Annotated in this window: 12 protein-coding genes, 1 other RNA gene and 1 pseudogene; 8 read left to right on the plus strand and 6 right to left on the minus strand. The window is 35.1% G+C overall.

What is annotated here, in order from left to right; translation table 11 throughout:
• Positions 1 to 52: 52 nt before the first annotated feature.
• Together T420_RS0105670 and T420_RS0105675 are read right to left on the minus strand one after the other, a co-directional pair.
• The gene (locus T420_RS0105670) at positions 53 to 562 is read right to left on the minus strand and encodes a dihydrofolate reductase (protein ID WP_013545284.1); all 510 of its coding nucleotides are present in this window, start codon (positions 560 to 562) and stop codon (positions 53 to 55) included.
• A complete protein-coding gene (locus tag T420_RS0105675; RefSeq protein WP_013545285.1) occupies positions 559 to 1353 on the minus strand; it encodes a thymidylate synthase in 795 nt (264 codons plus the stop codon). The genes T420_RS0105670 and T420_RS0105675 overlap by 4 nt, the downstream gene beginning before the upstream one ends.
• A gap of 181 nt (positions 1354 to 1534) precedes the next feature.
• On the opposite strand from T420_RS0105675, the gene T420_RS0105680 reads away from it, so the two are divergent.
• A complete protein-coding gene (locus T420_RS0105680) occupies positions 1535 to 2842 on the plus strand; it encodes an MFS family transporter (RefSeq protein WP_013545286.1) in 1308 nt (435 codons plus the stop codon).
• Between the two features lie 81 nt (positions 2843 to 2923).
• On the opposite strand, the pseudogene T420_RS07060 reads toward T420_RS0105680, so the two are convergent.
• Positions 2924 to 3230: pseudogene (locus T420_RS07060) on the minus strand (DUF2853 family protein).
• Positions 3231 to 3317: 87 nt separating this feature from the next.
• Here T420_RS07060 and ssrA point away from each other — a divergent pair.
• The 4 genes from ssrA (at position 3318) to T420_RS0105700 (ending at position 7393) form a co-directional block, all read left to right on the plus strand.
• Positions 3318 to 3675: a transfer-messenger RNA gene (gene ssrA, locus T420_RS07245) on the plus strand.
• Between the two features lie 168 nt (positions 3676 to 3843).
• A complete protein-coding gene (locus T420_RS0105690) occupies positions 3844 to 4389 on the plus strand; it encodes an SspB family protein (protein ID WP_013545288.1) in 546 nt (181 codons plus the stop codon).
• 12 nt (positions 4390 to 4401) lie between these two features.
• Positions 4402 to 4584, plus strand: coding sequence for a DUF4169 family protein (locus T420_RS0105695; RefSeq protein WP_013545289.1), 183 nt, complete (start codon positions 4402 to 4404; stop codon positions 4582 to 4584).
• A gap of 355 nt (positions 4585 to 4939) precedes the next feature.
• Entirely contained in the window at positions 4940 to 7393 is a 2454-nt protein-coding gene (locus tag T420_RS0105700; protein WP_013545290.1) for an ATP-dependent helicase, read from the plus strand.
• Between the two features lie 446 nt (positions 7394 to 7839).
• On the opposite strand, the gene T420_RS07065 is transcribed toward T420_RS0105700, so the two are convergent.
• From T420_RS07065 to T420_RS07145, 3 genes are all read right to left on the minus strand, one after another.
• The gene (locus T420_RS07065) at positions 7840 to 8901 is read right to left on the minus strand and encodes a hypothetical protein (RefSeq protein WP_013545291.1); all 1062 of its coding nucleotides are present in this window, start codon (positions 8899 to 8901) and stop codon (positions 7840 to 7842) included.
• A 279-nt stretch (positions 8902 to 9180) separates the two neighbouring features.
• Entirely contained in the window at positions 9181 to 10584 is a 1404-nt protein-coding gene (locus T420_RS07070) for a hypothetical protein (RefSeq protein ID WP_013545292.1), read from the minus strand.
• 639 nt (positions 10585 to 11223) lie between these two features.
• Positions 11224 to 12759 (minus strand): hypothetical protein, encoded by a 1536-nt coding sequence (locus tag T420_RS07145; RefSeq protein ID WP_013545293.1) that lies wholly within the window; start codon positions 12757 to 12759, stop codon positions 11224 to 11226.
• 299 nt (positions 12760 to 13058) lie between these two features.
• On the opposite strand from T420_RS07145, the gene T420_RS0105720 reads away from it, so the two are divergent.
• Genes T420_RS0105720 through T420_RS0105730 form a run of 3 tightly spaced genes read left to right on the plus strand, consistent with a single transcriptional unit; the run spans position 13059 to position 16378 of the window.
• Positions 13059 to 13652: an SCO family protein gene (locus tag T420_RS0105720; protein ID WP_013545295.1), complete on the plus strand. Its 594-nt coding sequence runs from the start codon at positions 13059 to 13061 to the stop codon at positions 13650 to 13652.
• A 12-nt stretch (positions 13653 to 13664) separates the two neighbouring features.
• Positions 13665 to 14534, plus strand: a complete 870-nt coding sequence (locus T420_RS0105725; protein ID WP_013545296.1) for a 50S ribosomal protein L11 methyltransferase — start codon at positions 13665 to 13667, stop codon at positions 14532 to 14534.
• Between the two features lie 17 nt (positions 14535 to 14551).
• Positions 14552 to 16378 carry an aminopeptidase P family protein gene (locus T420_RS0105730; RefSeq protein ID WP_013545297.1) on the plus strand — a complete coding sequence of 609 codons (1827 nt, stop codon included), beginning with the start codon at positions 14552 to 14554 and terminating at the stop codon, positions 16376 to 16378.
• Positions 16379 to 16478: the final 100 nt, after the last annotated feature.

Genomic DNA, 16478 nt, shown 5'->3' on the forward strand with positions numbered 1-16478 from the left:
TTATTATCTTCTTACAATAATGAATGATAAATCTTTCATATATTTTAAACGATCATTTCCGTTCATAAATCACAAAACGTGTTGGATAATTGTCTTTATCACTTTCTGGAATATATTGTGTTTTAACAATAGTCCACTTTTCTTTATCAAAAACAGGAAAAAAACTATCACCTTCAATACAAGCTAAGATCTCAGTAAGAAATATTTTATCAGCTATCTGCAAACCTTGTTGAAAAATTTCACCACCACCAATAATAAAAATTGCATCCGCACCACTCTGACAAGCTACCTCTTCTGCAATATTACAAGCTTGAGATAAAGAATGAGCAATAACAGCACCTTCAGAGATCAATGTACGATTACGAGTAATGACAATATTCGTGCGATCTGGTAAGGGATGTCTAAGAGAATCCCAAGTTTTCCGTCCCATAACAATGGGCTTATTTAAAGTTAAAGCTTTAAAACGTTGCAAATCTGTTGACAAACGCCAAGGCATTGCACCTGCACGACCTATAACACTGTTTTGCGAAACAGCTGCAATTAAACAAATTGGAAGAGTCATACTGCCACCGGTGCTTTGATATGTGGCAGAGCTTCATAATTAAGCAATTCAAAGTCCTCAAATGTAAAAGAAAAAAGATCTTTCACTGCTGGATTTATAAGCATCAATGGCAAAGCACTCGGTGTACGAGATAATTGCTGTTCTGCTTGTTCAAAATGATTCAAATAAAGATGAGCATCGCCAAAAGTATGAATAAAATCTCCTACTTGTAAATTGGTTATTTGAGCAATCATCATTGTCAACAATGCATAAGAAGCAATATTGAATGGAACACCTAAAAAGATGTCGGCCGAACGCTGATAAAGTTGACAAGATAATTTACCAGCAGCAACATAAAATTGAAATAGACAATGACAAGGAGGTAAAGCCATTTCGTCTATCAATGCAGGATTCCATGCTGATACAATTAAGCGACGTGAATCAGGATTTTTTTTAATCATAGTCAAAAGATTACTTATTTGATCAATATGGCGCCCATCTGGTGCAGGCCACGAACGCCACTGATAACCGTAAATAGGACCAAGATCCCCTTCTTTGTCAGCCCATTCATCCCAAATGGATACGCCGTGTTCTTTTAACCATGCAATATTTGTATCACCTTTAAGAAACCACAAAAGCTCGTAAATAATCGAACGTAAATGTAATTTTTTCGTTGTCAACAGTGGAAATCCGTCCTGTAAATTAAACCGCATCTGATACCCAAAGACCGATCGCGTCCCAACACCCGTTCGATCCAAACGGTCAATCCCATTTTTCAAAACATGGAATAAGAGATCAAGATATGCTTTCATATTAATGTTTATGACCGATTCTACATATTGTATAAAATAGAAATTTTAAAATTTATAAAAATACAATGCAATAAGCATCAAAATGACCTTTCTTACAGGCAATTACCATTATACGATTGAATTTTGATGGTTCAAATTGTAAAAAGCAAACTGTAAGTAACTTAAAAAGAGGGATCTCTCCATGGAGAATGAAGAAACTTTAGCACTATATGACGCGAAAAAACGTATTTTGTCTATCATATCTAGCGCATCGGGTAATTTAGTAGAGTGGTATGACTTTTATGTTTATTCATTTACTTCAATTTATTTTGCATCGCAATTTTTTCCTTCAGATGGCAACATTATACTCCAACTTTTTAAAGCTGCTATAGTTTTTTCTATTGGCTTTCTTATGCGTCCAATCGGTGGATGGCTCTTTGGATTCATTGCTGATCGTTATGGACGCAAACGCTCAATGCTTATTTCTGTTTTTATGATGTGTGGTGGTTCGTTCTTAATTGCCGTACTTCCTACCTATGAAACTATTGGAACCTCCGCAGCAGTCCTTTTACTTTTACTCCGAATGCTTCAAGGACTTTCTGTTGGTGGTGAGTATGGAACAACAGCAACTTATATGAGCGAAATTGCCCTTAAAAATCGCCGAGGTTTTTTTAGTTCCTTCCAATATACTACGCTGATTGGGGGTCAACTTCTTGCCAGTCTTGTTATATTTATTTTAGCGTTTTATCTCACAGAGAATCAACTAAAAGCATGGGGTTGGCGTATCCCATTTGCTATTGGTGGATTAGGAGCTATTGTGGCGATTTATCTCCGTCGTTCACTTCATGAAACAACAACAAAAGAAAGTCGTTCTAAAGAACAAGCTGGTAGTATTAGAGAACTTTGGCGCAACCATCGAAAAGCCTTTTCTTTAGTGGTTGGTTTTACAGCTGGAGGATCACTAACATTTTATACCTATACAACTTATATGCAAAAATATCTCATTACCACTACTGGATTTGATAAGCATACAGCTACAACTATAATGACTGCTGCACTGTTTGTTTTTATGTTACTTCAACCAGCATTTGGCGCTTTAGCTGATAAAATTGGAACAAAAACCTCACTTCTCATTTGGAGTTCCCTATCTGTGATTTTCACGATTCCTGGACTTCAAATCATTGGTAATACTGATAATTTATGGGTTGCCTTATCAACCCTTATTGTAATGTTATGCATTATCAGTTTTTATACATCCATCTCTGGTATCGTAAAAGCAGAAATGTTCCCATCATCAATACGAGCAATGGGTGTTGGTTTATCTTACGCCATTGCTAATGCATTATTTGGTGGATCAGCTGAATCCGTAGCACTTTTATTAAAAGATATTGGATATGAATTTGTCTTTTATCTTTATATAACTGGCATGATGATTATTGCATTCATTGCAGTTCTTTTGATGCCTGATGCTCGAAAAAGCGGATATCTTCAAGGTGAAGGCATTCACTAAATATTTTCATATTAAACAAAAAAGTCCAAAAAATTTGGACTTTTTCGTAATCATGATATAAGAATTCAGTGTTAAAATTATTTAAATTTTATCAAATGCGTTTACTTGTTTGGCTATCAGATAGTAAAAAGTCACACGATTTTTTCTATGATTTCCTGACATAATTTCAGGGACTTTTGAAACAATTTTTTTGCTTTTTCCTTATCAACATCCAATACATCTTGAGCCCATTTCTCAACACGCTCCAATTCTTTTTGATCTGAAATGGAAACCAATGATGCATCCTGATGACTCATTATCAAAATTAAACGACGTCTAAGTCGTTCTATTGCAGCTTCATCAGGACTTGCATCATATACAATTTAATATCTGCTAGATTATTCATCATTTTGCAATCCTTCTAACAAGCGGTAACTATATACCGCCGCATCATATTTCTTCTAAATAATTAGAGGATTTAAAATATTAACAATCCCCCCTTTTCTAAAAATTATTCTTCGTTTATATTTAAAAAGCTGTCTTTCAGCTATGGTAATAAATGGACAATGAAATAAACCAATTGGACCCGGGGGCGGTACCCGGCGCCTCCACCAAAGTATAATCAACAAAGATTATATTTTTATGGGGGCGAAACAGGATCGACAAGGGTGTAAAGATTGCTCTTTTACTCGGCATTGTACCACCGTTATCGGGCTAGATGAATAGTTGCAAATGACAACTATGCGGAGGCACGTCTCATCGCTGCTTAAGCGATGCGAAGGCTTCAAATTAAGTCTTAAACCGTCGCAGGTTTAAGCGGGGTTCGAAGGCACCTGGCAACAGAAGCCTTCACTTTTAGGCCCGTCTATATTTGATTTATCAAACAGTACTTAAAATAAATTGGTGTTTTTCTTAATTAATTAGGTGCATAGTAAATAAAATATTGCTAGCTTTAAAAAACATGTTATTGGACTGTATTAGTGATATTCAATTACTGCACAAATTAAAAGGAATAAACTTCGATGGTTCAAGATCAGATCCGTTACGATATTCTTGTTCAGGATGCGCTTCGCGGAGTCATCCGTAAAGTTTTATTAGAAGTAGGCAAAGCAGGTCTCCCAGGTAATCATCATTTTTTTATTACTTTCTTAACAAATGCACCAGGAATAAAAATTTCCCCTCGGCTTCAAGAGCGCTATCCTGATCAAATGACCATTGTATTGCAGCATCAATTTAGAGATCTAAGTGTATCAGAAACTGCTTTTGAAGTAACACTCTCCTTTGGAGAAATTACTGAAAGACTGGTTATCCCTTTTAATTCTATCCAGGTCTTTTACGACCCTACAGCAGCTTTTGAAGCAGCTTTTGATCTCCCCTCTAACCTCACTTCTGGAGAGAATGAAAGTTCAGAAAATACTTCGTGCACCCCTGTTATTCCTTCAAATAAACAAAAAAAGGAAAATGTATCTACAAAACTATCAAATCTCAAAAAGGATAAAGAACCATCAAATAGTGATTCGAAGCAAAGTGCTGATATCGTTTCCTTGGACTCCTTCCGCAAAAAATAAATGAAGTACCCTATGGTTGAAACAATTAATCTTCGTCAATTTCGAAAACAGAAAAAACGTACAGAACGAACTATTCATGCAGAAGAAAATCGCCATCGTTTTGGACGAACAAAACTTGAAAAACTTTTTGATAAAAAAGAAACTCTAAAAGCTCAAAAATTTCTTGATCAAAATCGTCTCTCTAGTGATGAATAAAAATAAACAAGAATGATACTATTAATTAGTTAAAAGCAATTTTCTCTAAAAGTTTTTTTATTTCATCAAAAAATGTGATTTTTTTATAATTATCAGTGTAATTTCATATTGAGAAAAGCCTTACCCGTCTTTACGTTGCAATTTTTTTATGCACCCATTATAATCAAAGAATAAAATAAGCTTGCAGCTTTATTTACGCATATATGTCCTTGATAGCTTCTTACATTACAACATTATTCTTTACCTTTTCTTGTAATCTCTATGCCTTTATTTAACTTAGCATGTTGCGTTTTTTTTAAAGAAATAATTTTTATCGAGCGTTCAAATCAAAAAAAATACTAGACAAAATTATAAAATGAGTGACTTTTCCGATCATATAACGTCTTTTAAAAATGATGTCTCTTCTTATAAGCCTGAAAATAATTCCAGCTTAGTTAATCATACTTCAGTAGAAAGAAGAACAACGCAATACGAACCTGAATATTTAGAAAAGCTTAACCCAGAACAGAAACAAGCTGTCATAAACACAGAGGGTCCGATTTTAGTTCTTGCGGGTGCTGGTACTGGAAAAACTCGTGTTCTTACTACCCGTATTTCTCATATTTTACATCTCGGTCTTGCTCATCCTAAGCAAATATTGGCCGTTACTTTTACCAATAAATCCGCACATGAAATGAAAATGCGTATTGGTGAACTTATCGGTAAAACTGTTGAAGGTATGCCTTGGCTTGGAACATTTCATTCTACTGGTGTAAAGATTTTACGCCGCTATGCAGAGCTTGTTGACTTAAAAAGCAACTTTACAATTCTTGATCGTGACGATGTTATTCGTCTTTTAAAACAGCTCATTCAAGCCGAAGGATTGGATGATAAGCGTTGGCCAGCACGTAACTTAGCAATGATGATTGATTCTTGGAAAAATCAAGGACTTTCGCCAAACCATATATCAGAAGGCGATTCTTATTCTTTTGGAAATGGCATGGGACGACAACTTTATCGCAGTTATCAAGATCGACTAAAAAGTCTCAATGCCTGTGATTTTGGTGATCTTTTGCTGCACCCTATTTTCATCTTTCAACATAACCCAGATATTCTTCGTGAATATCATGATAAATTTCGCTATATTCTTGTAGATGAATACCAAGACACAAATACAGCACAATATCTCTGGCTCCGCCTTTTAGCTCAACGCCATGAAAAACAAGTCAACCTTTGTTGTGTAGGAGATGATGATCAATCTATTTATGGATGGCGCGGTGCAAAAGTCGATAATATACTGCGCTTTGAAAAAGACTTTTCTCCTGCAAAAATTATTCGCCTAGAACGTAATTACCGCTCTACATCACATATTTTAAAAACTGCTGCTCATCTCATTTCTCATAATCAGGATAGGCTTGGAAAAACACTTTTTTCTGATCAAACAAATAGTGACGATGCAAAAGTGAAAATTCATGCTGCATGGGATTCAGAAGAAGAGGCCCGCGCTATCGGAAAAGAAATTGAACAAGCACAACAAAATGGACATTTATTAAATCATATAGCCATATTAGTGCGAGCATCATTTCAAATGCGTGAATTTGAAGATCGTTTTGTCACACTTGGTCTCAACTATCGCATTATTGGTGGTCCACGCTTTTATGAACGAATGGAAATACGTGATGCTTTGGCTTACTTACGTGTTGTTGTTCAACCAGCTGATGATCTGGCTTTTGAACGTATTATCAATACGCCCAAACGCGGTTTAGGAAACACAACACTTCGTCATCTTTATGATAGTGCCCGTGCACGCTCCATTCCCCTCTTTGTTGCAGCCACCGAACTAATTGCAACGGATGAGCTAAAACCAAAAATACGCAATGCTTTACGAAATGTTGTGGAAAATTTCCGCCACTGGCAAGGTATGCTACAACATACACCACACACGGAGCTTGCTGAAACAATACTTGATGCTTCAGGCTATACAACAATGTGGCAAGAAGATCGTTCACCAGAAGCGCCAACACGATTAGAAAATCTTAAAGAAATGATCCGTTCTATGGAACAATTTGAAAATCTTCCTAGTTTTTTAGAACATGTTTCACTGGTTATGGATTCTGAAAGCAATGAAAATACAGATGCAGTTAATATCATGACCCTTCATTCCGCTAAAGGACTTGAATTTGAAACAGTCTTCCTTCCTGGTTGGGAAGAAGGTCTCTTTCCTCATCAGCGCTCATTAGATGAAGGTGGCCGTTCAGGATTAGAAGAAGAACGGCGACTTGCTTATGTAGGACTAACAAGAGCAAAAAAATACTTGCACATATGGTGTGTATCCAATCGACGAATTCATGGACTTTGGCAATCTACACTTCCTTCCCGTTTCCTCAATGAATTACCCAAAGAACATATAGAAGTAACAGAAATCGAAACATCTTATGGTGGTTATGGTCAAGCACGATTCAAAGGCCAAAATCCTTTTTATAATAATTACTCAACATCAGGATGGCAACATGCTCAGAAAAATCAAACAGAGGCAACAGATAATAATTGGGGAAAACGACCATCTGTTCAGATTGAGCGAATTGGTTATGGTGATGACATTAATCCAAATATTGGGATAACCAGAATTCGCCAACAAAAAAATATTGAAGGAAAGACCATTGAGAAATCAATTTCTGATACACTCTCAGCTTTCTCTATAAATGATCGGATTTTTCATATAAAATTTGGTTATGGTCAAATTTCAGCAATAGATGGCAACAAACTAACTATCTCCTTCGATAAAGCCGGAGAAAAGCGTGTTCTTGATAATTTTGTAACAAAAGCTTAGTACAACTAACTAAAAGTTATCTTTCCAAATAGAAATTTAATTTTCAATCGTATTTTAATTATAAGTCATTGATTTATAAAGATAGTTCACTATTTTTCATGCCTATAAGAACAATAAAATATTACAGACCCTTTGCACATATCCGTTGCTTTTGCACATATCCGTTGCTTAAGTGACAAACTAAGAAAAATAGAAAATCTCTGTTTTTTCTTAAATAATTTTGTATGATAATCATCCTTGCTTAAGCAGAGGAAATGTCTATCCTATTTTAGGAAGAAATTTGCAACAAAATTGCATACTAATTTTTAGCATAAAAAACATAATAAAATCAACATCTATCAAATTTCACATTTTTTATAAGCTTTTCACTCTCTTTTTTGCAACAAACAACACCGCAAACCAGTAATATCACTTAAACCGTACCATTCTCAAAAGTTCTAACACCGCTATAAACCTCTGTAATGCTTTTTTATAAAAGATTTGGAACGGTCATGAATTTCCTTTGTGTTAATTTGATTATTATTGGAAATTTCGTTGTTATCTGAAATATTGATACCAGTATAAATTTCAGCATTGCCGTTAATTATAATATTTTTGGAAATCTTGGCATTACCATAAACTCTGGCATTACCATAAACCTCAGCATTACCATAAACTCTGGCATTACCATAAACCTCAGCATTACCATAAACTTTGGCATTACCATAAACCTCAGCATTACTATAAACTTTGGCATCACCGCAAATCTCAGCTCTGCCAGAAACATTAGCATTACCATAAACCTTACTATTTTCACAAATACTGGCATAACTAAAAACCCTAGCATTGCCACAAACTTCAACATTACCGAAAACCTCAGCACATCCCAAAACTTTTGCCTTATTCCAAATTTCAGCATTACCATAAACTTTAGCATTGCCACAAACCTCAGCATCATCCAAAACTTTGGCATTTTCAAAAATTTCAGCATTGCCATAAATTTCAGCATTGCCATAAATTTCAGCATTGCCATAAATTTCAGCATTGCTATAAACTTTGGCAGCACTACTAATCTTAGCATTACCAAAAACTTTCACATGGCCATTAACCTTGGCATTACCAAAAATCTGAGCATTGGCAAAAATCGAAGCATTATCTCCAACCACAGCATTACCATGAATCCTAACATCATCTTTAATCTCAGCATTATCACAAACCTTAGCATTATCACAAACCTTAGCATTATCACAAACCTTAGCATTGCCAGAAACATAAGCTTTGGCGTAAACGCAAGCATCACTATCAACCCAACAATCGCCTTCATGAGACAAATTCGTTTCATTTGCAATAAAACCACCAAGGCTACCTGCCCTTATATATCCAAAGTCTCTAAGAGCCATAATACGGTAAAGTTTATGAGAACCGATCGTAATCACTTCGTCTGTAAGTTTATACTTTTTGAAAAAAGTATCATCAGCTTGAGAATTGCTCCTATCAAATAGATTCTCTAATATCTGCAATATTTGCACTAATATTACCCCAATTATCTGATTGCTTAAAAACGTTTTTAAAGGAAAATTTTTTTATTTCCCCACAAAATCCTTTTCTAAAAGGCCAAAAAATAAACTTATACTTATAAAGACGTAAAATTGTAAAACTAAATTAAAGAATATTCCCTAAGTTGATGACACCGTTAAAATTGCTAACAACGGTATAGTGTACAGTGATACGCTAATAGACAACAGCACTTGCAATGTAAAAACAGTATTGATTTTACTAAATTGCTATTTTCAACAGCTTTAACACTTTCATAAACATAAGCTGTGATTTTTAGATTTAGTTTGATGGATTTTGACATCATTATGAATTTCCTTCTTATTAATCTGATCACTAGTAGAAATTACAACGTTATCTAAAATCTCAGAACCATAAACTTCAGCAATACCTTGAACTACAGAATCGCCACAAACTTGAGCTTTTCCGTGAACCTTAGCAAAATTAAAAATTCCGGCATTACCATAAACCTTAGCATTCCCATAAACTTCAGCATGGCCACGAACTATAGCATTACCTGAAACCTCAGTATTGCCAAAAACACTGGCATCACCAAAAACCCGAGCGTTTCCATAAACTCTGGCATTACCAAAAATCCCACCATTGTCATAAATACGGGCATCGCCATAAATCTCAGCACTATTAAAAATCTCAACTTTACCGCAAGTTTGAGCATTATCATAAATATGGGCATTACCATAAACATTAGCACTGCCTAATACTTTAGCATTGCCAGACACCTTAGCATTGTCAAACACCTTAGCGTTTTCAGCAACTTGAGCACAACCATAAACCTTAGCATTATTATAAATCTCAGCCTTACCATAAATCATGGCATCACCACCAATCTTAGCATGACCCGAAACTTTAACTTTTTCGTAAACTTTAACATTTTCATGAAGCTTAGCATTTTCACAAACCTGAGCATCACCCCAAACTGCAGCATTGCCGTAAACCGAGGCATTATCAAAAATCATGGCACAGCCATAAATCTTAGCATTATCGTAAATCTCTACATTATTGAAAACTGTAGCATAACCACAAATGCAAGCATCACCATGAATCCTGGCATTGCCAGAAATCTGAGAGCTGTCATAAACTGCGGCATTGTCATAAATCTGAGCACTGGCCAAAACCCTAGTATTGCCAAAAATCTGAGCCTGTCCATAAATTTTGGCATCATGCCAAACCCCAGCATCACCATAAACTCTTGCATTACCACAAACTTCTGCATCATCAAAAATCTGAGCATCGCCAGAAACACGAGCTGTTTCGTAAACTCGAGCATCATAATTAACCCAACAATGGCCTTCATGGGATAAATTAGTTTCATCTGCAATAAAACCACCAAGATCACCTGCCTTTACATGTCCAAAATCCCTAAGGGCTCTAATGCGATAAAGCTTATGAGAATTGATCGATATTTCTTCGTCTGTGAGTTCATATTTCTTTAAAGTAGCATTAACAGAAACCTTATTTTCATCGATAACCTGAGCATGACCAGGTACAACCTGAAAATTATCTTCATCGGATAAATTCCTTGCATCTTCACTAATATTACCTAAGTCATCTACAATGAGACGTTTAGAGACCTTAAAAGTTTTAGTTTGATCACCCACTTCGGCATCAACTACTTTTTTTTCATCTTTCTCGAACATGAAGAATTTCCCTATTTAATCTCTAAAAAATTACATATTTTCACCATATCTCTCATAATGTTTTTTTATAAAATGTCAAAATGTTTTTTAATGCATGAAATTATGTATTAATTTCTAAATTAAAGAAACACTTTACGGTGGTTATGGCCAAACACACCTCAAAGGTCAAAATCCCTTTCGTAATAATTATTCAACGCTAAGATAGCAATGTCTCGGAAAAACAAACGATAGCGACATTTAAATACTTGAAGAAAATTATCAGCTTTTGTTATGGTAATATTAATCCAAAATTAGGATGACCAAACTCCGTCAACAAAAAATATTAAAAGAAAGATTATTGCAAAATCAATCTTTTTGGCATATCCTTAACTGTCTCTAATAAATGATCAGATTTTCATATAATGGGTTATGGGTCAAATTTCATCAATAGATAAACTTTCTTGTCGGATAAAACGTGAGAGAAGCCTATTTCTGATATTCTGATATTATTGCATCAAAAAAATTTAGTATAACACACTATAAAGTTATCTTTCCCAATAAAAGCCTAATTTACAACAACTCAACCACAGCTTAATGATAATTAATGATAAATCTATTGTTTATAAAAATAGTTCATCATATTCATCGGCTTTAACACCCTTATAAACCTAGATAATGGCCTTTAAATTTAGTTTCACAAATTTTAAAATCGCTATGAATTTTATTAATTTGATCATTATTGAAAATTTCAGTGTTATTTAAAATACTGATATTACCAAAAATATTAGCATCGCCGTGAACCCGCGCATTGTCATAAATCTTGACATCACCACAAACTTTAGCACAACCATAAATCTTAGCATTTCCAAAAATATTAGCATTGCCGTAAAGCTGTACATTGTTATAAACACAAGCATTACCATAAACCTCAGCGTTACAAAAAACCCTGGTATTACCATAAATTTGGGCAGCATCAAAAATTCTAGCACTACCTAAAACCGAAGCGCGACCGAAAACTTTTGCATCATTATAAACACTAGCGTTACGATAAATCTTAGCCTCATCGTAAACTTGAGCGTTGCCATAAACACAGGCATCACCACAAACCCTAGCTAGACCGAAAATTTTTACATTACCACGAACATCAGCATTACAACAAATCTTAACTTTATCGTAAACTTGAGCATTGCCATAAACACAAGCACCACCAAAAACCTTAGCACCACCAAAAACCTTAGCATTATTAAAAATTTTGGCATTCTCGCTAATCTTAGCATTGCCATAAATTTCAGCTTTATCGTAAACTATAGAACTGCCGCAAATTAGCGCATCATCATAAACTTTGGCATAATCATAAATTTTAGCATTCCCAAAAATCTCAGCTGCACCAAAAATCTCAGCTTCATCGAAAACCTGAGCATCATCAGAAATGCAGGCATAATCATAAATCTTAGCATCTCCAAAAACACTTGAATTGCCACAAATTACAACTCCATCGCGAATCTCAGCTCTACCAAAAACTGTGGCACTACCAAAAATCTCAGAGTTACCAAAAACTTTGGCATTTCCACAAACCTGAGCCAAATCAGAAACCTCGACATTACCACAAACATCAGCACAGCCAGAAATTATGGAATTACCATAAATCTCAGCATTACCATAAACTTGAGCACTATCACAAATCTCAGCGTTATTACCAACCTTAGAATCATCAAAAACCCTAGCACTACCATGAACTTCTGCAAAATCATAAATCCCAGCATTACCAGAAACATGAGCTGCTTCGTAAACTCGAGAAAAATCATAAACCCAACAATTCCCTTCGTGGGATAAATTTGTTTCATTTGCGATAAAACCGCCAAGATCACCTGCTTCTACATCTCCAAAATCTCTAAGAGCTATAATGCGATAAAGTTTCTCAGAATTGACCAATATTGACTCCTCTGTAAGTTCATATTTCTTGAAAAAACCATTACCGCGAACCTTATTTTTATCGTAGATCTGAGCGTGATCGGTAGCAACCTGCAAATTTCCTTCATCGAATAGATTGTCTATGTCTTCAATAACATCACTCAAATCATTTGAACGGATACGTTTAGAGTTCTGCTTAGAGTTCTTAAGAACTTTAGTGATGCAATCAGAGCCTTTATCATCATCAACTCTTATTTTATCTATAGATTTATATTTTTTGGACATAGTAAAATTCTCTTATCTAGTCTCTACAAAATTTTGTGTGCTCTCTAAATCTTTTGTTTTATTATAATACTTTGTTTTATTATAATACAAAGTGATTTTTTGTCAAAAATACCAAAATGTTCTTATTTTTTTTTGAATAAATTATACGAAACACCGTACCCAATCTTTATATTGGATAGGATGTTTTCATAGTAATAGTATTTGCATACTCATCAACATACATCCTTTGCCTGCCAAAACAGTGATTGCAAAATTAAGTTATAAGCATTATAATTTTTCATATTTAAGAGAGTCAACCTATGAAAAATATAATACGCATATTGGGGTTAACGATTGTATTTCTTGCTAGTGTTTTTACGTATGATACGTTTAGGAATAAACCCCTAGGTGAGAATTTCACACTCACTGCTTCTAATGGTAAAATTGTTACTGAAGCGGACATCCGAAGCAAATCTTCAGTAATCTTTTTTGGCTACACTATGTGCCCTGATACCTGCCCTACTACACTTGTGGATCTTAATCGGTGGCTTACAGCAATTGGTCCAAATGTCGATAAATTAAATGTATGGTTCGTCACTGTTGACCCTGAACGCGATACACCAGAAGTGCTTCGTGAATATTTAAGCAATTTTACTGATAAAATCATTGGTATAAGTGGAGACCCTAACGCAGTTCATAAAATGGTTAGCTCTTTTAATATTGTTGCTGAAAAAGTACCCGGAACAGATGATGACAACTATACCTATAATCACACAGCAGCAATTTTCTTGCTTAAAAAAGGTGGAAAACTAGCTGGCGTTATTCCATATAATGTCGAAGAAAATAATAACAAATTAAAAGATGATATCGCTATTACACGACTTAAAAAACTCGTTTCAAATTCGGCTTACTAATTAAAGAATAGTATGTTGCAACAAATTCGTCTGTACTGTACATTTTTTAAAAATGAGGCAGAACAATTTTACACTCTTGTGGAAACAGTCTTTGAGGAGGAAGGTTATCCTGTTGCTCTTACAGAAATAGATGAAAAAAATGCTATTTATGAGATTTCGCTTTATGTTGATCAAGCAAACCAAGAAAGTGCTTTCCAACAATTTTCACGTGCTCTTGCAATAGATCCAGATAAAATTAACATAGAAATTTTACCCAATATTGATTGGGTAAAACAAAGTCTTGAAGGACTGAAACCGGTACGTGTTGGTCCTTTTTTTCTTCACGGTAGCCATGAACGACAAAACATTCCACCTAATGTTTTGCCCATTGAAATTGAAGCTAATCAAGCTTTTGGTACAGGTCATCATGGAACGACATTTGGTTGTTTAGAAATGATTACCAAAGTAATGCAAAATGAAAACCCGCAAAATGCCCTTGATCTTGGTACGGGTAGCGGGATATTAGCTATTGGTATCGCTATGCTCAAACCTATTGCTGTACTTGCAGCTGATATAGACCCAATAGCCATTCAAGTAGCACAACATAATATTAGCCTCAATGGTGTCACAGAACATGTTACAGCTGTTACAGTCACAGGTTTGAACGATGATAGAATCTCATTATGCACCCCTTTTGATCTTATCGTTGCCAATATCCTTGCCAATCCTTTAATCGAACTTGCAAAAGATATGGCACAAGCATTGCGAAAAGATGGATCTATTATATTGTCTGGGATCCTTGAAGAACAGCACAATGATGTTTTAAAAGCTTATGTCAAACAAGGCCTAAAACATATTGAGACATATCTTCAGCAAGGATGGGCTACTTTGCATCTGAAATAAAAGAAAAGAACATCATTATGTATCAATCTTTTGAAACAATAACAAATCCTGCTTATGCTGCAGAGCGTGTTGCAGCTCTTCGTAAAGAATTTGATCGCTTTGGACTAGATGGCTTTCTAGTACCACATACAGATGAACATCAAGGAGAATATGTTCCTAAACATGCTCAACGTCTTGGCTGGCTAACTGGATTTACTGGATCAGCTGGTATAGCATTGATTTTAAAAGACAAAGCAATCATATTTACAGATGGGCGTTATAAACTTCAAGTTCGTCAGCAAACAGATTCTCGTATCTTTTATTATGAAGATTTAGCGACCTGCTCACTAGCACAATGGTTTGAGAAAAACAGACAAAAGCTTTCAATTGGCTTTGATCCATGGCTTCATACCATTACTGCTACAGCCATATTGAGACAAGCATTAGAATTGAAAATAGGTGGAAAACTTATAGAAAGCCAACCCAATCTCATCGATCTTATTTGGGATGATAAACCAAAATTTCCACAAACTCCTTTATCAATTCATCCTCTTAAATACGCGGGATATAACAGCGATGAAAAGCTGTCACGAATTCGCAAAAACATAAAGAAATCTGGTGCAAATGCCTTTATTCTAACGGATCCATCTTCTATTGCATGGACATTCAATATACGTGGTAATGACGTTGCTAATACACCCTTTTCCCTTTCTTTTGCTATAATTTTAGTCAAAGAAAAACCGACTTTATTTATTGATAGTAAAAAAATTGGTAATGAGCAAAAACAATATCTGGAACGTTATGCAAAATTATATGAACCAGAAAAACTTATTTCAAATATCAAAGATCATATTCAAAAAGGTACTGTTTTTGCTTTAGATCCATTGTTAACGTGCGAAAAATTACGCACCGTTATTGAAGAAAAAGGCGGATCTTTTATTACACTGACTGATCCTGTTATCTTACCACGTGCCATTAAAAATACTACAGAACTCAATGGCTCACGCAAAGCACATTTAAGTGATGGTGTAGCACTTACCCGTTTTTTTTCTTGGCTGGATAGACAAAGACCAGGTACAATTAATGAAATTGCTGCTGCCAAAAAATTAGAAAAATTTCGTATCATGACAGCACAGAAAATGGGAATGAAACTCGAAGATCTTTCATTTGATACCATTTCAGCAGCAGGTAAAAATGCTGCAATTATTCATTATCATGTAACCACTAAAACAAATAGGCTGTTAAATGCTGGTGAGCTTTATCTTGTTGATTCAGGTGGACAATACCGAGATGGTACAACAGATGTCACCCGTACAGTAGCAATTGGAAATGTTGGAGAAGAAGAAAAACGCTGTTTTACACTTGTCCTCAAAGGCATGATTGCTCTTTCAAGTGCAAGATTTCCTAAAGGTACACGTGGACAAGATATTGATGTTTTAGCACGCAGTGCATTATGGAAAGCTGGTTTTGATTATGCACATGGCACTGGTCATGGAGTTGGTTCTTATCTCTCTGTTCATGAAGGACCACAAAATCTTTCACGCTATGGAAGCCAAGAACTTATTCCCGGTATGATTATTTCGAATGAACCCGGATATTACCGTGAACAAGCTTTTGGTATTCGTATTGAAAATTTGATGATTGTCAAACCAGCTCAAAAAATTGCCGATGGCGATATAGACATGCTATCATTCGAAACACTTACAAATTGTCCTATTGATCGACAATTAATCCTGATAGAGCTTTTAACAACACAAGAGAAACAATGGCTTAACGACTATCACGCCCATGTTTACCAAGTTAATGCACCCTACCTTAATAAAGAAGATAAAAAATGGCTTAAAAAAGCTACAATGCCTCTTTGATTTTTAAACACGCACCCTTAAATTAAATATTTAAATAAAAAGCTCCAAGAAAGTTAATTTTCATTCCAGAGATAGAGTGAAAAACACAAGCGATACTCTA

Origin of the sequence: Bartonella clarridgeiae ATCC 51734 (assembly GCF_000518185.1) — a bacterium.
GTDB classification, from domain to species: Bacteria; Pseudomonadota; Alphaproteobacteria; order Rhizobiales; family Rhizobiaceae; genus Bartonella; species Bartonella clarridgeiae.